General features: G+C 64.1%; 23 protein-coding genes. 7 read left to right on the top strand and 16 right to left on the bottom strand.

Annotation, left to right across the window (positions count from 1 at the left end; all coding sequences use genetic code 11):
- The first annotated feature begins 60 nt into the window (after nt 1–60).
- Entirely contained in the window at nt 61–465 is a 405-nt protein-coding gene (locus tag J2X53_RS00855) for a hypothetical protein (RefSeq protein ID WP_349035597.1), read from the top strand.
- On the opposite strand, the gene J2X53_RS00850 is transcribed toward J2X53_RS00855, so the two are convergent.
- Genes J2X53_RS00850 through clpS form a run of 3 tightly spaced genes read right to left on the bottom strand, consistent with a single transcriptional unit; the run spans nt 466 to nt 2,636 of the window.
- Nucleotides 466–1,275 carry an SDR family oxidoreductase gene (locus J2X53_RS00850; protein ID WP_349035596.1) on the bottom strand — a complete coding sequence of 270 codons (810 nt, stop codon included), beginning with the start codon at nt 1,273–1,275 and terminating at the stop codon, nt 466–468.
- 26 nt (nt 1,276–1,301) lie between these two features.
- Nucleotides 1,302–2,288, bottom strand: coding sequence for a methyltransferase (locus J2X53_RS00845; RefSeq protein WP_349035595.1), 987 nt, complete (start codon nt 2,286–2,288; stop codon nt 1,302–1,304).
- A gap of 27 nt (nt 2,289–2,315) precedes the next feature.
- Nucleotides 2,316–2,636, bottom strand: coding sequence for an ATP-dependent Clp protease adapter ClpS (gene clpS, locus J2X53_RS00840; protein ID WP_100196244.1), 321 nt, complete (start codon nt 2,634–2,636; stop codon nt 2,316–2,318).
- A gap of 137 nt (nt 2,637–2,773) precedes the next feature.
- On the opposite strand from clpS, the gene J2X53_RS00835 reads away from it, so the two are divergent.
- The 3 genes from J2X53_RS00835 to J2X53_RS00825 all read left to right on the top strand — a co-directional run bounded on the left by J2X53_RS00835 (nt 2,774) and on the right by J2X53_RS00825 (nt 6,117).
- Complete coding sequence (locus J2X53_RS00835; RefSeq protein WP_349035594.1) at nt 2,774–3,511, top strand: HAD family hydrolase; 738 nt, start codon at nt 2,774–2,776, stop codon at nt 3,509–3,511.
- Between the two features lie 164 nt (nt 3,512–3,675).
- Nucleotides 3,676–5,433 carry a D-alanyl-D-alanine carboxypeptidase family protein gene (locus J2X53_RS00830; RefSeq protein ID WP_349035593.1) on the top strand — a complete coding sequence of 586 codons (1,758 nt, stop codon included), beginning with the start codon at nt 3,676–3,678 and terminating at the stop codon, nt 5,431–5,433.
- A 3-nt stretch (nt 5,434–5,436) separates the two neighbouring features.
- Nucleotides 5,437–6,117 (top strand): fumarylacetoacetate hydrolase family protein, encoded by a 681-nt coding sequence (locus J2X53_RS00825; protein WP_349035592.1) that lies wholly within the window; start codon nt 5,437–5,439, stop codon nt 6,115–6,117.
- On the opposite strand, the gene ccoS is transcribed toward J2X53_RS00825, so the two are convergent.
- The 8 genes from ccoS to ccoN all read right to left on the bottom strand — a co-directional run bounded on the left by ccoS (nt 6,114) and on the right by ccoN (nt 14,122).
- A complete protein-coding gene (gene ccoS / locus J2X53_RS00820) occupies nt 6,114–6,287 on the bottom strand; it encodes a cbb3-type cytochrome oxidase assembly protein CcoS (RefSeq protein WP_349035591.1) in 174 nt (57 codons plus the stop codon). The two genes, J2X53_RS00825 and ccoS, sit on opposite strands and share 4 nt — an antisense overlap.
- Complete coding sequence (locus J2X53_RS00815; protein WP_349035590.1) at nt 6,287–8,503, bottom strand: heavy metal translocating P-type ATPase; 2,217 nt, start codon at nt 8,501–8,503, stop codon at nt 6,287–6,289. The genes ccoS and J2X53_RS00815 overlap by 1 nt, the downstream gene beginning before the upstream one ends.
- Nucleotides 8,504–8,507: 4 nt before the next feature.
- Entirely contained in the window at nt 8,508–8,966 is a 459-nt protein-coding gene (locus tag J2X53_RS00810; protein WP_349035589.1) for a FixH family protein, read from the bottom strand.
- Nucleotides 8,967–10,403, bottom strand: coding sequence for a cytochrome c oxidase accessory protein CcoG (ccoG, locus tag J2X53_RS00805; RefSeq protein WP_349035588.1), 1,437 nt, complete (start codon nt 10,401–10,403; stop codon nt 8,967–8,969).
- Nucleotides 10,404–10,665: 262 nt separating this feature from the next.
- Nucleotides 10,666–11,544, bottom strand: coding sequence for a cytochrome-c oxidase, cbb3-type subunit III (gene ccoP, locus J2X53_RS00800; protein WP_349035587.1), 879 nt, complete (start codon nt 11,542–11,544; stop codon nt 10,666–10,668).
- A gap of 4 nt (nt 11,545–11,548) precedes the next feature.
- On the bottom strand, nt 11,549–11,749 hold the full coding sequence (locus J2X53_RS00795) for a cbb3-type cytochrome c oxidase subunit 3 (RefSeq protein WP_349035586.1): 201 nt from the start codon (nt 11,747–11,749) through the stop codon (nt 11,549–11,551).
- Between the two features lie 9 nt (nt 11,750–11,758).
- A complete protein-coding gene (gene ccoO / locus J2X53_RS00790; protein ID WP_349035585.1) occupies nt 11,759–12,508 on the bottom strand; it encodes a cytochrome-c oxidase, cbb3-type subunit II in 750 nt (249 codons plus the stop codon).
- Nucleotides 12,509–12,523: 15 nt separating this feature from the next.
- Nucleotides 12,524–14,122: a cytochrome-c oxidase, cbb3-type subunit I gene (gene ccoN / locus J2X53_RS00785; RefSeq protein WP_349035584.1), complete on the bottom strand. Its 1,599-nt coding sequence runs from the start codon at nt 14,120–14,122 to the stop codon at nt 12,524–12,526.
- Nucleotides 14,123–14,342: 220 nt separating this feature from the next.
- On the opposite strand from ccoN, the gene J2X53_RS00780 reads away from it, so the two are divergent.
- A complete protein-coding gene (locus J2X53_RS00780; RefSeq protein ID WP_349035583.1) occupies nt 14,343–15,188 on the top strand; it encodes a universal stress protein in 846 nt (281 codons plus the stop codon).
- Between the two features lie 21 nt (nt 15,189–15,209).
- Here the strand turns inward: J2X53_RS00780 and J2X53_RS00775 are convergent, their stop codons facing one another.
- Together J2X53_RS00775 and fnrL are read right to left on the bottom strand one after the other, a co-directional pair.
- Nucleotides 15,210–15,587: a DUF4087 domain-containing protein gene (locus J2X53_RS00775; protein ID WP_349035582.1), complete on the bottom strand. Its 378-nt coding sequence runs from the start codon at nt 15,585–15,587 to the stop codon at nt 15,210–15,212.
- Nucleotides 15,580–16,332, bottom strand: a complete 753-nt coding sequence (fnrL, locus tag J2X53_RS00770; RefSeq protein ID WP_349035581.1) for a transcriptional regulator FnrL — start codon at nt 16,330–16,332, stop codon at nt 15,580–15,582. The genes J2X53_RS00775 and fnrL overlap by 8 nt, the downstream gene beginning before the upstream one ends.
- A gap of 65 nt (nt 16,333–16,397) precedes the next feature.
- On the opposite strand from fnrL, the gene hemN reads away from it, so the two are divergent.
- Entirely contained in the window at nt 16,398–17,753 is a 1,356-nt protein-coding gene (gene hemN, locus J2X53_RS00765; protein WP_349035580.1) for an oxygen-independent coproporphyrinogen III oxidase, read from the top strand.
- Nucleotides 17,754–17,815: 62 nt separating this feature from the next.
- Nucleotides 17,816–18,820: an LLM class flavin-dependent oxidoreductase gene (locus tag J2X53_RS00760; protein ID WP_349035579.1), complete on the top strand. Its 1,005-nt coding sequence runs from the start codon at nt 17,816–17,818 to the stop codon at nt 18,818–18,820.
- Here the strand turns inward: J2X53_RS00760 and J2X53_RS00755 are convergent.
- From J2X53_RS00755 to J2X53_RS00745, 3 genes are read right to left on the bottom strand one after another with little or no spacing between them, the layout of a single operon-like run.
- Nucleotides 18,817–20,046, bottom strand: coding sequence for a glycosyltransferase family 4 protein (locus J2X53_RS00755; RefSeq protein ID WP_349035578.1), 1,230 nt, complete (start codon nt 20,044–20,046; stop codon nt 18,817–18,819). The genes J2X53_RS00760 and J2X53_RS00755 overlap by 4 nt on opposite strands.
- Nucleotides 20,043–21,656: an ABC transporter ATP-binding protein gene (locus tag J2X53_RS00750; protein WP_349035577.1), complete on the bottom strand. Its 1,614-nt coding sequence runs from the start codon at nt 21,654–21,656 to the stop codon at nt 20,043–20,045. Before J2X53_RS00750 ends, J2X53_RS00755 begins: the two co-directional genes overlap by 4 nt.
- Nucleotides 21,653–22,762, bottom strand: coding sequence for an ABC transporter permease (locus J2X53_RS00745; RefSeq protein WP_349035576.1), 1,110 nt, complete (start codon nt 22,760–22,762; stop codon nt 21,653–21,655). The genes J2X53_RS00750 and J2X53_RS00745 overlap by 4 nt, the downstream gene beginning before the upstream one ends.
- Between the last annotated feature and the right edge of the window lie 3 nt (nt 22,763–22,765).

Genomic DNA, 22,765 nt, shown 5'->3' with positions numbered 1-22,765 from the left:
AACATGGCATTTGCCGCAGCGGCGGCGTATAGTGAAGCCTTGGCAATGCCGGAGGATTCCATGCGCCGCAGTCTGATTGTTATGTTGCTGCTAGCCGCTTGCGGCACCCCGCAAGAACAGTGCATCGCCCGGGAGACGCGGGATGTGCGGATCCTTGACCGGCTGATCGTGGAGAGCGAGGGCAATCTGGCGCGCGGCTACGCGCTGGAGGAGGTCACCACCTACCGCGACCGCTGGGTGCGCTGCCCGGTGGCACGCGAGGCCGCAGTCGAAGGACAGCCGGCGCCGCCACCGCCGCCGCCCGAGTTGTGCCTGCGCGAAGTGTCCGAGACGGTCACCCGGCCAAAGGCGATCGACCTGCGGGCCGAGGCGCAGAAACTGGCGTCGATGCGTGACAAGCGCGCCGCACTGGTGCGCGCCGCAAGCCCGGCGATTGCACAATGCAAGGCGCAGTATCCGGAATGATCAGAAGGCGGGAATCACCACGCGGTCCAGCAAACCGCGCCCGCCATCGACCTGCAACACCTGCCCGGTCATGAAGCCAGAGGCGTCGGAGGCAAGGAACTGCATCACCTCGGTCAGCTCGTCCGGGGCGGCGATGCGGCCAAGCGGGGTGCCACCGACAATGGCCTCACGCCAGTCAGGTGTGTCCTTGAGCGCGGTTTTCAAACTCGCGCTCATCACCGAGCCGATGGCGACGGCGTTGACGCGGATGCCCTTTGGCGCGAGGGCCACGGCGAGCGAGCGGGTCATCTGATCGACGGCGGCAGAGGCCATCGAATAGCCCAGCAGGCCGGGTTGGGTCTTGCTGCCCGCGATGGACGAGATGTTGATGATCGCGCCGATCAGCGACTCTTCGGTGCCGGATTTCTCGGCTTGGGCAATCATGCGTTTGGCGGTCATCTGCGACAGGCGCAGGCTGGTCATCACGTTTTCCTGCCAAAGCATTTCGACCGCATCATCTTCGGCATTCAGCGGGTCGGAAATCGCCATGCGGCGGCTGGCGTTCACCAGGATATCGACCCGGTCAAAGGCGTCGATGGTGGCGGACAGCAGATTGGCGATGGTCAGTTTCTGACGCAGATCGCCGGTGAACATGCGTACCGGCCCTTCGGCGCGGGCCTCGGCGCCCAGCTCTGCCTCCAGACAGGGTTCGTCGATGTCAACGAACATGACATTTGCACCCTTGGCCTGAAAATGGCGGGCGACGGCGAGGCCAATACCCTTTGCCGCGCCGGTCACAATGGCGGTCTTGCCGGAGATGGAGAGGGACATGCGAGCCTCAGCGTTGGGAAAGGGGGTTAGCGCGCCCGGACCGGGTGGCTTGCGCGGGTCAGCCGGAAGGCAGAGTCACTGCCGATGTCTTCGACCTGACGGAACAGGGTGGTCAGCGGCTGATGATAGGGCAAATGCCGGTTGGCGACCAGCCATAGCGTGCCATCGGGCACCAGCATGGAGGCCGCTGCCCGCAGGAAGGCGATGCCAAGTGCCGGGTCGGCATCGCGCCCGGCGTGAAAGGGTGGGTTCATCACCACCGCATGCGCCGGGCGCATCGGTTTGAAGCTGCGGGCATCGGCCCAGTGGAAACGGGCGCGTGGGTCTTCGACGTTGATCTGCGCGCAGTCGAGCGCGTCCTGCTCGGCCTCCACCACATCAAGCTCGGTCACCGAAGACCGGCTGAGGATGGCGCGGGACAGATAGCCCCAGCCGGCACCAAGGTCGATCACACGGGTGCCCAGCTTTTCCGGCAGGGCCTGTGCCAGCAGGACCGAGCCCCGGTCGGGCGCGTCGGCAGAGAACATGCCCGGCAGGGTCTGGAACCCGCCTTCGATCAGGCGCGGGCGGGCATCCCAGCCGGTCAGATCGGCCCCGGCCTGCAGCACAAAGATCTTGCCATGCGCCTTGGACAGCGGGCCGGACATGGCCAGCCCCATGGCGCGGCAGTCTTTCAGAATGCTGTCGATGCCATCGGTTTTCTGGCCATCCACCGCGACCGGGCCACCCGGCACCACCTCGACCATGGCGCGCGAGATCAGGGCGCGGGCGGCATCGCGCGACCGCGGCAGGCAGACGACGGCAGCGGCATAGGGCGGCCCCTCGGCCGCCTGATAGCCGCGCGCGTTGAACCATTCGGCAGCGGGGCGAAAGCCGGTGGCGATATGGGTGCGGGCGATGGAAATGCTGGACAGATCATCGCCTTCGCGCGGGCGATAGATCACAACCGGACCTTCGGGCGGCAGAACAAGGGCACCGCTTTCGAGGGCGAAATCAAGGCGTGTGGAGCGCATATATCTGCGGAACAGGCGCGGGGGCGCCTATTCCTTCTCCATCGTGCACTGGAGGGGGTGCTGGTGGCGGCGGGCAAAATCCATCACCTGCGCGACCTTGGTTTCCGCCACCTCATGCGAGAAGACGCCGACAACGGCGAGGCCTTTTTTGTGGACGGTCAGCATGATTTCAAACGCCTGCGCATGGTTGAGGCCAAAGAACCGTTCGAGCACATGCACCACGAATTCCATCGGTGTATAATCATCGTTCAGCAACATCACCTTATACATCGGCGGGCGCTGTGTGCGGGTCTTGGTCTTGGTGAGCAGCCCCGCGTCATTGCCCGGCCCATCGGTCTTGTCCGACATGGAATGGGGAAACTGGTTCACGGGCGGTGCCTCATGCAAGGGGATTCGGATGATTGGGTTCTGCGCGCAATATAGAGGTTTTTGGCCGTGGGGAAAGAGTGTCCCCCCAACGATTGCGACAAAGAGGTAAAGCAGGCATGAAGACCAAGCAGACGGAGGCCACGATGACCCTGACCACGATCAGTTTTGATGCAGATGATACCTTGTGGCAGAACGAGGCGTTTTTCCGTCTGACACAAGAGCGCTTTGTCGCGCTTTTGAGCGATTATGCCGGTCACGATCACCTGCACGAGCGGTTGCTGGCGGCAGAACGGCGCAACCTTGGGCATTATGGATTTGGCATCAAGGGGTTTGTGCTGTCGATGATCGAGACCGCGATCGAGGTGACCGATGGCCGGGTGCCCGCATCTGTCATCAGCGATCTGATGGCGGCGGGTCGCGAAATGCTGCGCCATCCGATTGAATTGCTCCCCCATGCGCGGGAGGCGGTGGAGGCGCTGTCGGCGGATCACCGCGTGCTGTTGATCACCAAGGGCGATCTGCTGGACCAAGAACGCAAGCTGGCGCAGTCGGGTCTGGGCGATCTGTTTGACGGGGTGGAGATCGTGTCGGACAAGACGGCGGCGGTCTATGCGACGATCTTTGCCCGCCATGGCACAGCGCCGGAACAGGCGATGATGGTGGGCAATTCGCTGAAATCCGATGTGCTGCCGGTGCTGGATGTCGGGGGCTGGGGCGTGCATGTACCGCATGGTCTGACCTGGGCGTTGGAGCACGCCGAGACGCCCGAGGGGCACGCGCGGTTCCGCCAGTTGACCGATCTGGGCGGCCTGCCCGATCTGGTGGTTCAACTGCAGTATTACCACAAAATATAGGGCGGGCGGCGCGGGAATCGCCCGAATTATCACAACCTGAAGATAAACCGCAAAGCCCTTGAATTTCCGGGGTTTTGCGGAATCATCTGCTGTGCTAGCGTTGCCACAAATCACGTCCCATTCAAAAATCCGGGGCGGACCGAGGCAGAGCAAGGAACGACATCATGACAACGCTTCTGGGGCGTCATGCCCGCAATTTCGTTTGTCTGGTGGCATTTATTGTGGTGGCGGCCTGTTCGTCCCCGCAGCCGTCAGGTGCAGCCCCCTATGCCGCGATTGTGCAGGATGCCCGCACGGGTGAAATCCTGCATGCCGAGAACGCCGATACGCGGTTGCATCCGGCCTCGCTGACCAAAATGCTGACGCTGTATATCACCTTTGACGAGATCCAGCGCGGGCGGTTGTCGCTGGATACGCTGGTCACGGTCACGAAGAATGCTGCCGGACAACCACCGTCGCGGCTGGGGCTGAAGGCGGGGCAGAAAATCTCGGTCCGCTATCTGATCCGCGCGGCGGCCACCAAATCAGCCAATGATGCGGCCTCGGCTCTGGGCGACCATATCGGCGGGACCGAGGCTGGATTTGCCAAGCGGATGAACGCGACGGCCAAAGCGCTGGGAATGCGCAATTCGACCTTCAAGAACGCGAACGGGCTGACGGCCAACGGGCATCTGTCGACGGCGCGCGACATGAACACGCTGGGGCGGCGGCTGTTCTACGATTTCCCCCAGTATTACAACATCTTTTCGCGCCGGACGACCGATGCCGGCGTGGCGCAGGTGCGCAACACCAACACCCGGTTTCTGGACGCCTACAAGGGTGCCGATGGCATCAAGACCGGCTTTACCAACGCGGCCGGGTTCAACCTGACCGCTTCGGCCGAGCGGGGGAATGTGCGGATCATTGCGACGGTGTTTGGTGGGGCTTCGACGGCGGCGCGCAATGCCAAGGTGGCGCAGCTGCTGGATCTGGGCTTCAAGAAGGCCCCGGCGAACGCGCCGACCAACGTGCCGCCGGTGCCATCCTATTCGGCGGATGTAGAGGCGGTGCTGATGGCGCAGGCCGATACGCTGCCCGAAGTGCAGGGCGGCGCGGGCAAGACGATTCGCCTGCAGACGGCGGTGGCGAATTCGCCACGCCCGGTGACCCGCCCGGATGCGGGCAAGATCGCTGCGGCTGAAGTCGCCGTGGCTGCGATTGAGGGCAGCATTGCCGCGGCTTTGGCCGAAGCGGTGGCAGAGCCGCCGCCGCCCGGCACGCTGGACGCGCAGGCGGTGGCTGCGGCTGTGGCTGCGGTTGAGGCCCCCGCGATTGCGGCCCCGCCTGCTCGGCCAGAGACGCTGGTCGCAGAAGCCGCACCCGAAGCGGTTGCGGAGGCACCGGCAGAAATGGTGATTGCCGCTGCGCCCGAGGTGGCCCCGGAACCGGGTACGCTGGCGGCGCAGGCGGTGGCGATGGCCGCCGAGCCAACGCTGGACGCACAGGCCGACCAGTTTGCCGCCCTGCCCGAATCTGATCTGCCCAGCGATGAGTTGACGGTGACCGAACCGATGCAGGTGGCGGCGGTGCTTGCCCCCGCAGCCTCGGCCCCGCCAAAGCGCAATGCGCCGATCTTTGACCGCGCGGCTGACGCACCAGAGGCACGGGCGGCGGAAGAGCCGGTGGTGATCCGGCTGTCCACCTCGAACGCGCGGCATTGGGGCGTGCATCTGGGCAAGTTCAACTCGCGCTCGTCGGCGGAACGCTTGCTGTTGAAAACCCAGCTGGCCGAGAGTGCTATTCTGAACGACGGGTTGCGCAAGGTGGTGCAGCGCGGGGGCGGCTATGACGCCAATTTCATGGGGCTGACGCAGGATCAGGCAGACCTTGCATGCCGCCGGTTGCAGGCCCGTGCCGTGCAATGCTTTGCCATCGGGCCGTGAGCGATGAGCGGATTGGTCTTTGCCCCCCCTGCCCCGGTCAGTCTGGCGATTGCCGGAACCACGGAGCGCTTTCCGGTGCGGCGGATTTTCTGCGTCGGGCGCAATTATGCCGAACATGCCCGCGAGATGGGGCATGACCCGAATGCCGAGCCGCCGTTTTTCTTTACCAAGCCCGCTGATGCGGTGGTGGCGGGGGGCAGTACCATTCCCTATCCGCCCGCGACCGCCGATCTGCATCATGAGGCCGAGCTGGTGGTCGCCTTGGGTCGGGGCGGGTTCATGCTGTCCGAGTCTGAGGCCGAAGCCCTGATCTGGGGCCATGCGGCGGGCAATGATCTGACCCGGCGTGATCTGCAGGCGCAGGCCAAGGCGGCGCGGCGGCCCTGGGATATGGCCAAGGGCTTTGACCGCTCTGCCGTGATCGGTACGCTGCGGCCCGGTCCGGTGGCGGCCGATGCGGTGATCCGCTGTGTGGTGGATGGCGCTGTGCGGCAAGAGGCGCAGTTGTCAGACATGATCTGGCCGGTGCCTGCCGTGATCGCCTATCTGTCGCGGCTGGTCGAACTGGCCCCCGGCGATCTGATCATGACCGGCACGCCTGCGGGCGTGGGCCCGCTTGCGCGCGGGCAGGTCTGCACGGTGACGATTGACGGGCTGGACCCGGCGACGGTCACAATCTCCTAACGTTTCGGCTCTTCCGGTTTTGGCTTGTCGTCATACTCCTTGGTGAGGATGCGGTTGGCGTCACCTTCGGGGTCGTCGAATTGCTTGGTGCGCATCGCCCAGAAAAAGGCGGCAAGGCCAAGGCCGCCGAGGATCAGTGAGACCGGGATCAGCAGTCCGAGAATTTCCATTACTTCAGCCTTAGCGCGTTAAGCGAGACGGTGATCGACGACAGCGACATCGCCAGTGCCGCCGCGAGCGGGGTGGCGAGGCCGACCAGCGCCAGCGGCACCGCGACCACGTTATAAAGCGCCGAGATGCCGAAGTTTTCGCGGATCCGCCTTGTGGCCTGACCGGCGATGCGGACGGCATCGGCAATCGGCGCCATATCCTGCCCCAGAAGCACGATGTCAGACGCGACCCGCGCCGCATCGAGCGCCGAGGCGGGGGAGATCGAGACATGCGCCGAGGCGAGGGCTGCGGTGTCGTTCAGCCCGTCGCCGACCATCAGCACGCGGCGGCCCTGTGCGGTCAGGCGGGCCACGGCCTGCGCCTTTTCGGCCGGCAACGCGCCTGCGGTCCAGTCGGTGATGCCCAGCCGGTCGGCCAGATCGCGCACAGCGCCGGGAACGTCGCCGGAGATCAGCTTGATATCCATGCCTTGGGCTTTCAACGCGGCGATGGCGGTTTCGGCCCCGGGGCGCAGGCGGTCGGCGAAGGTAAAGGCGCGAGGGCTGCCGGTGCCGGTGCACAGGTAGGTGGCGGTCACGTCCAGCCCCTCCCCGCCGCACCATCCGGCGCGGCCAAGGCGGACGCGGGTGCCTTTCCAGACACCTTCAACGCCATAGCCCGGAACCTCGCGGATGTCTTCGACCCGCTCGGGGCGCAGACCAGCGCGACGCGCAGCATCGGCCAGCGCCATGGCCAACGGGTGCGACGAGGCACCGGCGAGGGCATAGGCAACTTCCTGAGCGCTGCGCGGATGGGTGTCCATATTGGTCAGTTCCGGCGCGCCCATGGTCAGGGTGCCGGTCTTGTCGAATACCACGGTATCAACCTCGGCCAGACGCTCCAACGCGGTGCCCTGCTTGATCAGCAGGCCCTTGCGGAACAGGCGGCCAGAGGCAGAGGTGACCACGGCGGGCACGGCAAGGCCAAGGGCGCAGGGGCAGGTGATGATCAGCACGGCGGCAGAGATGTTGACGGCATAGCGCAGATCGCCGCCGGTTTTCCACATCCAGAAGCCAAAGGCGGCGAAGGACAGGATATGCACAAGGGGCGAATAGAGGGCGGCGGCACGCTCGGCCAGGCTGGTGTATTTGGTGCGGGCGGATTCGGCCACGGCGACCAGATCGGCCATGCGGTGCAGGCTGCTGTCCTTGCCCGCAGCGGTGACGCGCAAGGTGAGCGGCCCGGTCAGGTTCACCTCGCCCGCCGACACCACAGTGCCGATCCCGGCATAGGCCGGCAGCGATTCGCCGGTCAGGAGCGAGCGGTCGAGTTCGGATGTGCCCTGTGTGACCACACCATCGACCGGCATCCGCCCGCCGGGACGGACACGGACCAGATCACCGACCGCAACCTCGGTGATGCTGACCACCGATTCGATACCCTCGCGCAGGACGGTGGCGCGGGGCACCTCGAGCGCTGCCAGTTCCTCGGCGGCAGAGCGGGCGACGGCGCGGGTGCGGTGGTCGAGATAGCGGCCCAGAAGCAGGAAGAAGGTCAGCATCACGGCGGCGTCGAAATAGGCGTGATGGCCTGACATCCAGGTTTCAAACAGCGAGATCGACGAGGCGAGAATCAGCGCAAGACTGATCGGAACATCCATGCCCAGCCGCCCTGCGCGCAAGGACGCCCACGCGGATTTAAAGAACGGCTGGCCGGAAAAGATCACGGTGGGCAGGGCGATGACAGCGGAAATCCAGTGGAACATGTCGCGCGTGGCATCCTCGGCCCCGGACCAGACGGCGACGGACAGCAGCATGATGTTCATCATCGAAAAGAACGCGACGCCCAGCCGCATCAACAGATCGCGGCCCTGACGGTCGGTTTCGGTGCTGGACAAGAGACCGGGGTCCAGCTCATGCGCCTCGTATCCGGCGCTGGCGGCGGCGGCGATCAGGGTGTCGGCGGTGACCGAGGGCTCCGCCTCGACGCTGATGCGTTTCAGCGTCAGGTTCAGCCGGGCCGAGGTGACGCCGGGGACGGCGATCATCGCCTGTTCAAGGGTAGAGATGCAGACGGCGCAATGCGCCAGCGGCACCGACAGCATCAGCCGGGCGCTGGTGGGCTGCGCCATCTGCGCCAGACGCTCGGCTGAGGGGGCCGCGATGCAGGCCGGACAGGCCGACAGGCTGGCGCGCATCGGCTCGGGTTGGGTCAGAGATCCGGCGGCGAGGGTCATGGGATCAGCCCCTTACCATGATGCTGACGCGCTGCGAAAACAGCGTGCCATCGGCGGCATGGGCTTCGACCCGCAGCAGCCATTTGCCGGGTTCCAGATCAATCGGCGTGGTCCAGAGGTTGGCGGCATAGGTGAACTCGGGGGTCTGGTCATCGCGCGCCGCCGTCGAGCGGCCGACCAGCACCGAAAGGTTTGAAAGCTGGACCGGCTGACCACCCTCATCGGTGAAAGCCAGATAGAGCCTGCGGTCAGCGGCATCGTACTCCGGCGTCATCGTCCAGTTCAGGTCTTTCTGCGCCGTGCGGATGGCGTCGAACTGTTGGCTGGCGACATAGGAATTTTTCACCTCCAGCCCCGGAAAGGTGCTGACGGCCTTGTACGCCATCAGAACATTGACCGCGATGATCACGCCAAAGAAGCTGACCATGACCATTGCCATCTTGCGCCCGGTGAATTCTGACATCTATTCGTCCTTTCCGTTGAACACGGTATCATGGTGGACCCGGTTCGTGGTGCCCAATTCCTCGAACCACATCCGGATCGGGGTGCGGTCGGTGGTGGCGGGCCGTGATCCGCGCGGGGCGTTCAGATAGACCCGCTGCGACAGGGTTTCATTGGCGTTGACGGTGACCGACAGGCCCTCCAGCCCCTCAAGCTCGGCGGTCAGGCCGGAGTCGGAGGCGACCGAGATGGTGAACGCCGCATCCGCGCCCTGCTTGTTGCGCAGGCGCACATCATAGGCGTTGCGGATGGTGCCGTCAGACAGGGTGACAAAGGTGGGGTTGCGCACCGGGGTCACGTTGACATCAATCGGCGAGCGCAGGAACAGCGCCACGACCAGCCCGATGCCAACCCCGGCCCAGAGCACGGTATAGAGGATGGTGCGCGGGCGGAACACGTGTTTCCACACCGACTTTGCCGTTGCCCCGGCGCGTTCGGCGGTCTCGTCCGTCAGCGCCAGATAGCCGATCAGGTCGCGCGGGCGGCCGATTTTATCCATCGTGTCGTTGCAGGCGTCGATGCACAGCCCGCAGGTGATACAGGCCAGTTGCTGACCGTCGCGGATGTCGATGCCCATCGGGCAGACGTTGACGCAGGCCATGCAGTCGATGCAGTCGCCCTGCCCTGTCGCTATGACCCCCTTGTGCAGCTTGCCGCGCGGCTCGCCGCGCCAGTCGCGGTAGCCGATGGTCAGGGTGTCTTCATCCATCATCGCGGCCTGAATGCGTGGCCAGGGGCAGGCGTAGATGCACATCTGTTCGCGGGCGAACCCGCCAAAGGCAAAGGTGGTGCCGGTCAGGATCAGGACGGTCAGATAGGCGACGGCGCTGGCCTGTCCGGTGAACAGGTTGACCAGCAGCGTCGGCGCATCGGTGAAGTAAAACACCCAGGCCCCGCCGGTCGCCATGGCGATCAGGAACCACGCGGTCCATTTCACCGCACGCTTGCGGGCCTTTTCGGCATCCCATTTCTGGCGGTGCAGGCGGATGCGGGCGTTGCGGTCGCCCTCGACCCAGCGTTCGACCAGAATGAACAGGTCGGTCCACACGGTTTGCGGGCAGGCATAGCCGCACCAGACCCGCCCGGCGGCAGAGGTGAACAGGAACAGGCCAAGCCCGGCCATGACCAGCAGACCGGCGACGAAGTAGAACTCATGGGGCCAGATCTCGATCATGAAGAAAAAGAACCGCCGGTGCGCCAGATCGAGCAGGACCGCCTGATCGGGCAGGCTGGGGCCACGGTCCCACCTGATCCAGGGCGTGATGTAGTAGATGCCCAGCATCAGCGCCATCAACCACCATTTCAGGTTGCGGAACGTCCCCTTCACCCGGCGCGGAAAGATGGGTTCGCGCGCGGCATATAGGCTGGGGGGGGGTTGGGTGGCTTCCGGGGTGCTCACGACCTGGCTCCGATCTTTGGCTTATTCCAGTCTGTCCTACGCCGGGGCGACCGGCGAGACATTGACCTGCATCAAAATGCGCGGCGCAGATGCAGGTTTCGATGCGGCAGATACGCGCGAAAGGACTTGAAACACTGGGAAATCAGGGGGAGTGACCGAAAGCCGCATCGGATCTGATGCGGCTGGCGACAGGACGTGCGCCCCCTGTGACGAAGGCGCAAAAACCCCCGGACAAGGTTGCCCCTGTCCGGGGTGGCACTCGTTACTGACCACCACCGCGGCTGTGGACATAAAGAGCCACGGCGCGGATCTCGTCCTCGGTCAGTTTGGTGTTCCAGCCCGGCATCACGCCAAAGCGGGCGTTGACGACGGTATAGGTGATCGCATCCCGCGACCCGCCATAGAGCCAGATCGCATCGGCCAGATTCGGCGCGCCCTGACTGATGTCGCCGGTGCCGTTTTCGGCGTGGCAGGCGGAACAGTTGTCAAGAAACACCGTCTCGCCCGCTGTGGCGAGGGTAGCGTCATGGTCCTGCCCCGAGAGTTTCAGGACATATTCCACCACTTCGGCAATCTGGGGTTTTTCCAGCAACTCGTCGACCCCGAAGGCGGGCATCTGGGAATAGCGCGCATCGGGATGGGTGGTGTTGCGGATGCCGTGGGTGATCGTGGTCTGGATGCTTTCAACATCGCCGCCCCAGAGCCAGTCATCATCCAGCAGGCTGGGATAGCCCTTGCCCGCGATGCCGTTGGCACCGGACCCGTGACAGGTGGTGCAATTGGTGCGGAACACGGCGGCCCCGGCGTTCTGGGCAAAGGACATCAGCTCGGGGTCTTGCGACACCGTTGTCATGTCAGCCTCGACCAGTCGGGCCTTGATCGCGCTGTTCGCATCGTCGAACTGCTTGATCTCGGCCACCACATCGGCGCGGGTCGAGGCCCCGAGCAGACCCGGCGTCGCCCCCGTGATCAGTGGCCATGCCGGATAGGCGATGGAATAGCCGATGCCCCAGACGATGGTGGCATAGAACACCCAGACCCACCAGCGCGGCATCGGATTGTCGAGCTCTTCGATGCCGTCCCAGACGTGGCCGGTGGTCGGCACCTCGGCTGGTTTTTGCGTCACTTTCTTGGCGCACATGCTGTCACGCCTCCTTCACGTGGGCCTTGGGGTCATTCCCTTCGGCAGGTTTTTTGTCATTGCGAAAGATGGAGTTGGCCACGTCGTCATGCACCTTGCGGCTGCCGGGGCGGAACGCCCAGAACACCACGCCAAGGAAGAACAGGAACAGCAACAACAATGCCCAACTGTCGGCAAATTCACGCAGCAAGCTGTAGGTTTCCATATCCCCCCCTTAGCGGCTGGCGTCGGGCGTGAAGGTCGAGAAATCGACCATCGTGCCGAGGACTTGCATATAGGCGATCAGCGCATCGGCTTCGGTCAGCCGGGGCTGGCCGTCAAAGTTGCGCACGTTGACATCGGCCCCGTTGGGCACCGCCGCCGCGCCATAGCGCGATTGCAGGCCAGAGGAGTCGCCGTTCGGATCGGCTTGCGCCGCGAAATCGGCTTGTGCGTTGGCGACCATATCCTCGGAGTAGGGCACGCCGACGAAGGCATGGGTTTTGACCACATTCTCGATGTATTTGCCGTCGATCTCGCGGTTGAACAGGAAGCCATAGGGCGGCATCACCGATTCAGGCACCACCGATTTGGCGTTGGTAAAGTGATCCTGATGCCATTCGTCGGAATAGCGCCCGCCCACCCGGGCCAGATCGGGCCCGGTGCGTTTGGACCCCCACTGGAACGGATGGTCATACATCGACTCGGCCGCCAGGCTGTAATGGCCATAGCGTTCCACCTCGTCGCGCATCGGGCGGATCATCTGGCTATGGCAGTTGTAGCAGCCTTCGCGGATGTAGATGTCACGCCCGGTCAGTTCCAGCGGGGTGTAGGGGCGGACCCCTTCGACCTTTTCGATCGTGTTCTCAAGATAGAACAGCGGGACGATCTGGACCAGACCGCCGATGGACACAACCAGCAGGCTGAGCACCATCAGAAGCGTGGCATGGGTTTCGATTGCCTTGTGTTTGTCAAGAAAAGCCATTGTCCTGCCCTCCGGTCATTCAGCAGGAACAGCCGCATGTGTCGTCACCCGGCTGGGCAGCGCACGTACGGTCATCCACAGGTTATAGCACATGATGACCGCACCCGAGAGGAACAGCAGCCCCCCCAGCATACGCACCACATACATGGGATATTTGGCGGAAACGGTGTCGGCGAATGCGTTCACCAGATAGCCATTGGCATCGACTTCGCGCCACATCAGGCCTTCCATGATGCCCGACACCCACATCGACGAGGCGTAAAGCACGATGCCGATGGTGGCGAGCCAGAAGTGCCAGCTGACAAGGCTGAGGCTGTAGAGCCGGTCGCGGTTCCACAGGCGCGGGGTCAGGAAGTAGAGCGCGCCAAAGGTAATCATGCCGTTCCAGCCCAAGGCGCCGGAGTGGACGTGACCGATGGTCCAGTCGGTGTAATGCGACAGCGAGTTCACGGCCTTGATGCTCATCATCGGGCCTTCAAACGTCGACATGCCGTAGAAACCGATGCTGACCACCATCATCCGGATCACCGGATCGGTACGCAGCTTGTCCCATGCGCCGGACAGCGTCATCAGACCGTTGATCATGCCGCCCCAGCTTGGCATCCACAGGATGATCGAGAACACCATGCCCAGCGTCGAGGCCCAGTCGGGCAGCGCGGTATAGTGCAGGTGGTGCGGACCGGCCCAGATATAGAGGAAGATCAGCGCCCAGAAGTGGATGATCGACAGTTTGTAGCTGAACACCGGGCGTTCGGCCTGTTTCGGGACGAAGTAGTACATCATCCCCAGGAACCCGGCGGTCAGGAAGAAGCCCACCGCGTTGTGGCCATACCACCACTGGATCATCGCATCCTGCACGCCTGCGGTGACCTGCACCGATTGCGAGCTGAAGAACGACACGGGTATCGCCATGTTGTTCACAAGGTGCAGCATGGCGATGGTGATGATAAAGGCCAGATAGAACCAGTTTGCCACATAGATGTGGGGTTCCTTGCGCTTCATCAGCGTGCCGGCGAACACCGCAAGGAAAGAGACCCAGACCACGGTGATCAGCAGGTCAACATACCAGACCGGTTCGGCGTATTCCTTGGACTGCGTGGCGCCCAGCACATAGCCGCTTGCGGCCAGCACGATCACCAGCTGCCAGCCCCAGAACACGAACCACGCCAGATTGCCGCCCCACAGCCGCACCGCACTGGTGCGCTGCACGACGTAGAACGCGGTCATGATTAGGGCGTTGCCGCCAAAGGCAAAGATCACCGCGCTGGTGTGCAGCGGGCGCAGGCGGCCAAAGTTGCCGATCCCCTGCAATGCCTCAAAGTTGAGCCAGGGCCAGGCAAGCTGGCTGGCGATGACGACGCCGACCAGAAAGCCGACGATCCCCCAGAACGAGGTGGCAATCACGCCTGCGCGCACCACCCCATCCATGTATTCGTTCCTGTTGACGGTCTTTGTCTCGCCCGCGCTGCGCAGCACCACCAAAAAGGTGATGCCCGCCGCAAGCATGACGGTGACCGCATTGACCATATAGGCCAGATCCCAGGCGTAATTGGCCGCAATCGCCGCAGCAACGGCGATCAGGCCAAGCACAACCAGTTTTAGATAATCCCACATTCCGCGTCCCTTCGTCTTTGGCTGAATCTGGCCCCGGCTTGATTCGGGGGAGTCCACGCGCTTTCCGACACTCCTGCTTTTGCGCGAGCCGACGGGACGCGGCCTTGATCCATGTCAACCAATGCTGTTCGCGCGCATGATAATGATCAGCATGACGTCATCGCTTTGGGGCCCGGTTCGGACCACAGGATACGGGCGTAGGGAAACAGGAGGCCTGTCCATGACCTATAAATCCATTTTTACCGTTGCCACCCATGCTGCCCATGTGCCGCTGGCCATCGCGGCTGCGGCGCAGATCTGTGTACAGAATGACGGGCATCTGGATGTATTGGCGCTGGGGGTGGACCGCACCCAGATCGGCTATGCCTATGTCGGATCGGGTGCCGTGCTGTTGCAGGTGGCGCAGGATCGCGCCGAAGAAGATGCGCGCACACTCGAAGCGGCGGTCAATGCTGCGGTGCGGGCCGAAAGTCCGGGCCTGCGCGCCAGTGTCGAGGCGGCAGTCACCCAGATTGGCGCGATGACCGAACTGGTCGCCCGGCGCGCGCGCTTTGCCGATCTGGTCGTGCTGGCACGCCCTTACGGCAAGGACCAGGGGACAGAGGCCGAAGCCGTGGTCGAGGCCGCGATGTTCGAGGGCAATGCGCCGGTGCTGGTGCTGCCCGAAACCGGGCTGGCAAGCGCCACACCCAAGCGGATCGTCGTGGCCTGGAATCAGAGCCGTGAGGCGCTGGCTGCGGTGCGCGCGGCGCTGCCGCTGCTGAAACAGGCGGATCAGGTCACGATCACCGTCATCGACCCGCCGGTTCACGGGCCGGAACGGTCAGACCCCGGCGGCATGCTGTGCCAGATGCTGGTGCGCCATGGCGTGCACGCCGAAGTGACCGTGCTGGCCCGCACCCTGCCCCGCGTATCCGATGTGCTGTTGCGCCATGTCGGCGACATGAACGCCGATCTGCTGGTGATGGGCGCTTACGGCCATTCGCGGTTCCGCGAGGCGATTCTGGGCGGGGCCACGCGCAATATGCTGGAACAGGCGACTGTGCCGGTGCTGATGGCGCATTGACCGGCTTGTGGCCGGGGGCGCTTAGCCCTCGGCCGCTGGCAAATCCGGGTCCGCCGTGCAGCGCGACAGCGGCAAGGCCGTCATTCTGGTGACGTGTATCACCTCACCCGTGTCGGCGGTGCCGAACCGTCCGGTGATGCAGGCGCAGCCATAGCCATAAGAGCCGTTGGTTTCGATCCAGTTCGAGCCGTCAAACGCAAAGGCCTCGGCTGGCAGGTCGAACCAGCCCGACACTTCGGGGCCGCCTTGGGTCGAAAGAATCCAGCTGCCATCGCGGTCGGTCAGCCAGTGGTTGCCCGGCGTCGGGTTGGCGTACCAGCCGCAGCGCATCACATCTGCCGCCAATCCTGCCTGTGCAGGCAGCGCAAAGGCCAGAGCCAAAGCCGCAGTCTTAAACAAGAAAACCCCCATCACTGTCATCGCCCGTTTCTTCCATCAGGGCATCAACCGAGGGTATCGTGACATGGCGTTTGCCGTCCAGCGTGATGATGCCATCACGTTTGAGCGCACTCATCTGGCGGCTGACGGTTTCCAGCGTCAGGCCAAGATAGTCAGCCATCTCCTCGCGCGTCAGCGGCAGGTCAAAGGTGATCGCGCCCAGATTGGCACGCGGCTCTCTCAGGCTGGCATCGCGGCGGGCGATGATGGCCAGCAGCGACGCGATCTTCTCCCGCGCGGTTTTGCGGCCCAGAAGCAGCATCCATTCGCGGGCGGCGTCCAGCTCATCCAGCGTCATTTCCAGCAGGCGATGCGCGATATGTGGCGTATTGGCCATCATGTCTTCGAACGGTTTGCGGCGAAAGCAGCACATCACCAGATCGGTGGTCGCAGTCACGTCATAGGCGGCAGAGGACCGGCCCGGGCGGCCAACGAAGTCAGATGGCAGCAACAGGCCGACCATCTGGCGGCGGCCGTCTTCCATCGTCTGGGTCAGGGTGGCGATGCCGGTCACGACACTGGCCACGAAATCCATCTTGTCACCGGACCAGATCACGGTCTGACCGGCCTGATAGCTGCGATAGTACTTGATCTGCTCCAGCTGGGCCAGTTCATCGGTTTCGCACCGCGCGCAGACGGCCCGGTGACGGATCGGGCATTCGCCACAGTCCTGGGTTGGTGATCGGATGTCTCGGTGAACGGACATTGCCACTCTTTCCTTGGTTGATCTGTATCAAGGCAGATCTGGTTCTGTGCGGTGAAGATACGGGAATGACACATTCACCGCAACTTGCTCGCCTTGGACTCTTTGACGCGCGCGTGCCGCGCTACACCAGCTATCCCACGGCCCCGCATTTTGACGGGACAGTGGACTCTGCACTGTTCACCCAGTGGATCGAGGCGATCCCGGAGGGGTCAGCGATTTCGCTTTATCTGCATGTGCCGTTCTGCCGGCGCTTGTGCTGGTTCTGTGCCTGCCGCACCCAAGGAACCAGCAGCGACGATCCGGTGAACGCCTATGCAGCGACCCTTCATGCCGAAATTGCGCTGCTGCGTCAGCATCTGCCGCGCGGGGTCACCTTGTCAAGGCTGCATTGGGGCGGCGGAACGCCGACCCTGTTGCCCGCTTCCCAGATGGAGCGGCTGGCAGCGGCGGTGTTTGAGGCGGTGCCCTTGGGCGCAGGGGCCGAGTTTTCGGTCGAGATCGACCCGAACGAGATTGATGCTGTGCGGCTGGATGCGCTGGCCGCAGCGGGCATGAACCGTGCCTCGATCGGGGTGCAGGACTTTGACCCGCTGATCCAGAAGACCATCGGCCGCGAACAAAGCTATGAGCTGACACGGCAGGTGGCAGACATGATCCGCGACCGGGGGGTGCGCAGTCTGAACGCCGATATTCTGTATGGCCTGCCGCACCAGACCACGGCGCGGATTTCCGATTCGGTGCAAAAGCTGCTGACGCTGTCGCCCGACCGGGTGGCGCTGTACGGTTATGCCCATGTGCCGTGGATGAGCCGCCGCCAGCAGATGATCCCGTCGGACACGATCCCGACCCCGCAAGAGCGGTTGCGGCTGTTCGAGACGGCGGCAGAGCTGTTCCGCTGGGATGGCTATGTCGATGTCGGCATCGACCATTTCGCCCGGCCCACCGATGGCATGGCGCGGGCGCTGGCAGCGGGGACGTTGCGGCGGAATTTCCAGGGCTATACCGATGACACCGCCCCGGTGCTGATCGGGTTGGGCGCGTCGTCTATCAGCCGGTTTCCGCAAGGCTTTGCGCAGCATGTCAGCGGCACTTCGGATTACACCAAGGCGATCCGGGCCGGGCAGTTCCCCACTCATCGCGGCCATGTCTTTGCGGGCGAAGACAAGATGCGCGCCCGGATCATCGAGGCGCTGATGTGCGATTTCCACGTGTCACGCACCGAGATTCTGCGCGATTTCGCCTGCACCCCCGACCGGCTGGACGCGATGCTGCGCCGCGCGGCAGAGGGGTTTGATGGGATGATCAAGCTGGATGCCTCTGGCCTGACGATCCCGCCCGCAGCGCGGCCGCTGACGCGGATGGTGGCGCGGGCGTTTGATGCCTATGACCAGACCAAGGCGCAGCATTCCGCAGCGGTCTGAGCGCCCTTGGGTCTTACAATGCGCGTCCCCTGCCCCTAGATCGACGGGCAGGAGATACCGCCATGCACCATTACTCGCTACTCGATCTGTCCCCCGTGCCCGAAGGCAGCAGCACCGCACAGGCGCTGGCCAACACAGTTGCCCTGGCACAGCTGGCCGAAGCCTCGGGCTATCACCGCTTCTGGCTGGCCGAACATCACAACATGCCCGGCATTGCCAGCGCGGCCACCGCCATCGTAATCGGCCATGTGGCCGGGGCAACAAAGACCATCCGCGTCGGCGCGGGTGGCATCATGCTGCCCAACCACGCGCCGCTGATCGTGGCCGAGCAGTTCGGCACGCTGGAGACGCTGTATCCGGGGCGGATTGATCTGGGGCTTGGCCGCGCGCCGGGCACCGATATGGCCACCGCACGGGCGCTGCGGCGGCATATGGCACCCGATGACAGCTTCCCGCAGGATGTGGTGGAGCTGATGGGGTATTTCGACACCCCGCCAGAGAATGCAGCGGTGCAGGCGATCCCGGGGGCGGGCACGCATGTGCCGGTCTGGATCTTGGGCAGCAGCCTCTATGGCGCGCAGCTGGCGGCCTATCTGGGGCTACCCTACGCCTTTGCCTCGCATTTTGCTCCGGCGATGCTGGAGGATGCCTTGGCCACCTATCGCTCCACCTTCCGCCCGTCGCAGTTTCTGGCCGAGCCCTATGCGATGATGGCGGCGGGGGTCTGCGCGGCGGACACCGATGCCGAAGCGCAGTTCCTGCGCACCTCGCAGATGCTGGCCTTTGCCCGGTTGCGGACCGGCAAGCCCGGCAAACTGCCGCGCCCGGTGCATGATGTTGAGGCGCAGATCCCGCCGCAGGTGATGCATGGGGTCGAAGCAGCACTTTCGGTGGCAGCGGTGGGGTCGCGCGCGACGCTGCGCCGCGAGCTGGCGGCAATGATCGAACGCTATCAGCCGGATGAGCTGATGGTGACCGGCATGATCCATGACCACACGGCGCGGCTGCGGTCGTTCCAGATCGCGGCAGAGGTGCTGACAGAGCTGACGCAGGCGAAAGCAGCCTAGGTCTGCGGGCCGAAGCTTTCGACAAACTCGACCATGCGCGGCAGACAGATGCCGCGCAGGTCATACTGCGCAAGCGCCGTCTGACGCGCGGCCACGCGCAGCGGGGCGTAGCGATCAGGGTTGGCCAGCGTGTCGGTCAGGGTCTGCGCCCAAGCCTGCACATCGAAGAAATCGACCAGCAGGCCGTTTTCGCCATGCCGGATCACCTCGGCCACCGGGGCGGTGTCGGAGCCGACGACCAGACAGCCTGCCGCCATCGCCTCCAGCATCGACCACGACAGCACGAAGGGATAGGTCAGGTAGGCATGCACCCGGCTGATCTGCATGATTGAGACAAAGGTGCCGTAGGGCACCTTGCCCATGAAATGCACCCGGTCCATCGGCAGACGGTCCTGCACTTCGGATAAGATCAGGTCTTTCCAGCCCTTTGCCCCCTTTGGCGGATTGCCATAGCTCACCTCATCGCCGCCGACGATCACTGCATGGGCGTTCGGGCGGGCGCGCAGCACATCGGGCAGCGCCCGCATAAGGGTGTGATAGCCGCGGTAGGGTTCCAGATTGCGGTTCACAAAGGTCAGCACCTCATCGCCCGCGCGTAAGGTGCGGCCATCCGGCAGGGTCAGGCTGGCCTGCGGGTTCGGCTGCATCACATCGCAATCGACGCCGTCATGGATCACCCGGATCATCGGGCGCAGCGCATCGGGATAGGTGCTGGCCTGCCATGCGGTCGGCGCGAGACCAGCATCAGCATGGACCAGCGCCTGCCCCAGATGCGCGGCGCGGCCCTGCGCGATCAGGATCTGGTCAAGACCGTAAGGGGTGAACTCGGTGTCAAAACCGACATCGGCCCCGACCCCGCGATAGTAGAACTCGGCATAGACGATCAGCTTGGCCTGCGGCCAGATTTCTTTCAGAAACAGCGTCTCGCCCCAGCCGGAATGGCCGAAAATCACATCGGGGGTATAGCCTTCGGTGTCGCGCAGATGGGCGCAGGCGCGCGCGACCGTGACGCCCCGGTCTGACATGGTGGTATAATTGCGCCCCAGCCGGGTCTGCGCCGGGTCAACCTTGGCGGCGGCATGCTTGTAGCGCAGGGTCTTGACGGTGGATTGGCGGTTGTTCTTTGCATCGGTCATCGCCAGCACGTCATGGCCGCGCCGGGCCATTTCCGGGGCCAGATGCAGGAACTGGCCGGGGAAGTTCTGGTGCAGGAACAACAGCTTCATGCGTCGGCCTTTGCCTGCGCCCCCGGCATGGCACCAAAAGCGGCCAGCATCAGCGCGCGGGTGTAGTCTGATGTGGGCGCGTCGAATACATCGCGGGCGTCGCCCTGTTCGACCACATCGCCCGCTTTCATCACCATCACCTTGTGCGACAGCGCCCGGACCACGCGCAGATCGTGGCTGATGAAGATATAGGCCAGCCCCCATTTGCGCTGCAGATCGCGCAAAAGGTCAACGATCTGCACCTGAACGGTCATGTCCAGCGCGCTTGTCGGCTCGTCCAGCACTACCAGTTTCGGGCGCAGGATCATGGCGCGGGCGATGGCGATGCGCTGACGCTGGCCGCCGGAAAATTCGTGCGGGTAACGGGTCATGGTGGCGGGGTCCAGCCCCACCTCGGTCATGATCGCAGCCACCTTGTCGCGCGATTGTGCGGGCGTGTCGGTGCCATGCAGCGCCAGCCCTTCGGCGATGATCTGCTCGGCGGTCATGCGCGGCGACAGGCTGCCGAACGGGTCCTGGAACACCACCTGCATGTCGCGGCGCACCGGGCGCAGGGCGGCCCCGGTCAGGCCGGAAATGTCGCGCCCCAGCACCACCACCGGCCCGGTCGATGGCACCAGCCGCAGGATGGCCAGCGCCAGCGTGGTCTTGCCCGACCCGCTTTCGCCGACGATGCCCAGCGTCTCACCCGCGCGCACCGACAGCGTGGCGTCGTTGACCGCTTTCACATGCCCCACCGTCTTGCGCAGGAAGCCGGCGGTGATCGGGAACCAGACCCGCAGGGATTTGGTGCTGACCACCTCGGGCGTGTTTTCCGGCACCGCATCCGGCAGGCCGGTCGGCTCTGCCGCCAGCAGTTTCCGGGTATAGGGGTGCTGCGGGTTGGCAAAAATGTCGACGGTGCGCCCCTGTTCGACAATCTCGCCGCCCTGCATCACGCAGACCCGGTCGGCAATGCGGCGCACGATGCCAAGGTCATGGGTGATGAACAGCAGGCTGAGACCCTCAGACCGCTTCAGGTCGGCCAGCAGGTCAAGGATCTGGGCCTGAATGGTGACATCCAGCGCCGTGGTCGGCTCATCCGCGATCAACAGGTCAGGGCCATTGGCCAGCGCCATGGCGATCATCACCCGCTGGCGCTGCCCGCCGGACAGCTCATGCGGATAGGCCCCAAGGCGGCTTTCCGCGTCGCGGATGCCGACCTTTTCCATCAGATCCAGAATGCGGGCGCGCGCCGCCTGCCCCACCAGACCCTGATGCAGCGCAAGGCTTTCGCCCAGCTGCTTTTCAATGGTGTGCAACGGGTTGAGGCTGGTCATCGGTTCCTGAAAGATGAAACTGATGTCATTGCCGCGCACCCGGCGCAGTTCGGTTTCCGATGCGCCTACCATCTGCGCGCCCTGATAGGTGACCGAGCCCTCGACAATCGCATTATCGCCCAGCAGGCCGACCGTCGACAGCGCGGTGACGGATTTGCCCGAGCCGGATTCGCCCACCAGCGCGACGGTTTCGCCATTGCCCACGGTAAAGGTCACACCTTTGACCGCCTGTATCACCCGTCCATCCTGCCGGAAGCTGATCTTCAGATCCTTGACCGCAAGCACGCTCATTGAAAGGTCTTTCGCGGGTCAAAGGCGTCGCGGATACCCTCAAATATGAAGACCAGCAGCGACAGCATGATGGCAAAGGTGAAAAACGCGGTAAAGGCGAGCCATGGCGCTTGCAGGTTCTGCTTGGCCTGCTGGGTCATCTCGCCCAGCGACGGGGAGGAAGACGGCAGGCCGAACCCCAGAAAGTCGAGAGCGGTCAGCGCGCCGATGGTGCCGGTGATGATGAACGGCAGCATGGTCAGCGTGGCGACCATGGCATTGGGCAGCACGTGGCGGAACATGATCACCCGGTCGGGCACGCCCAGCGCGCGGGCGGCGCGGACATATTCGAAGTTGCGGGCGCGCAGGAATTCGGCCCGCACCACGCCGACAAGCGCGGTCCAGCCGAACAGCACCATCAGAAACACCAGTATCCAGAAGTTCATGGTGAAAATCGCGGCCACAATGATGATGACATAAAGCGACGGCGTGGCCCCCCAGATCTCGATGACGCGCTGAAAGATCAGGTCGGTGACGCCGCCGAAGTAGCCCTGCACCGCGCCTGCGGCGATGCCGATGACCGAGGTGAGCACGGTGACGATCAGCGCAAAGCTGACCGACAGGCGGAAGCCATAGATCACGCGGGCCAGCACATCGCGGGCGGTGTCATCGGTGCCCAGCCAATGCTGCGCGTCCGGCGCAGAGGGAGCGGCTTTGCCGATGTCGTTGATGGTGGTGAAGCTGTAGGGCACCGGGGCCCAGATGATCCGGCCCGGCTCGATCGCCTCGCCTGCGGCGGTGCCCATGGTCGTGGCCTCGGCCAGAATGCCCTCGGGGTCGTCCCAGCAGGCCTCGGACCCGGCGGCCATGATCAGGCAGCGCACTTCGATATCCTTGTACTTCGCCTCGGTCTGGAAATCGCCGCCAAAGGCGGTTTCCGGGTAGAACTGCACGAAAGGCGCGTGCCATTCGCCCCGGAACTGCACCAGCAGCGGTTTGTCATTGGCGACCAGCTCGGCACAAAGCGAGATGCCATACAGGATGGAAAACAGGATCAGCGACCAATAAGCCCGGCGGTTGGCCTTGAAATTGCGCCAGCGGCGCTGGTTCAGCGGGGACAGGGCCATGTG

Origin of the sequence: Pseudotabrizicola sp. 4114, assembly GCF_031457365.1 — a bacterium.
Taxonomy (GTDB): Bacteria; Pseudomonadota; Alphaproteobacteria; order Rhodobacterales; family Rhodobacteraceae; genus Pseudotabrizicola.
The sequence above is the reverse complement of the archived record's forward strand: the minus strand, read 5'-3'. Positions and strand labels throughout refer to the sequence as shown.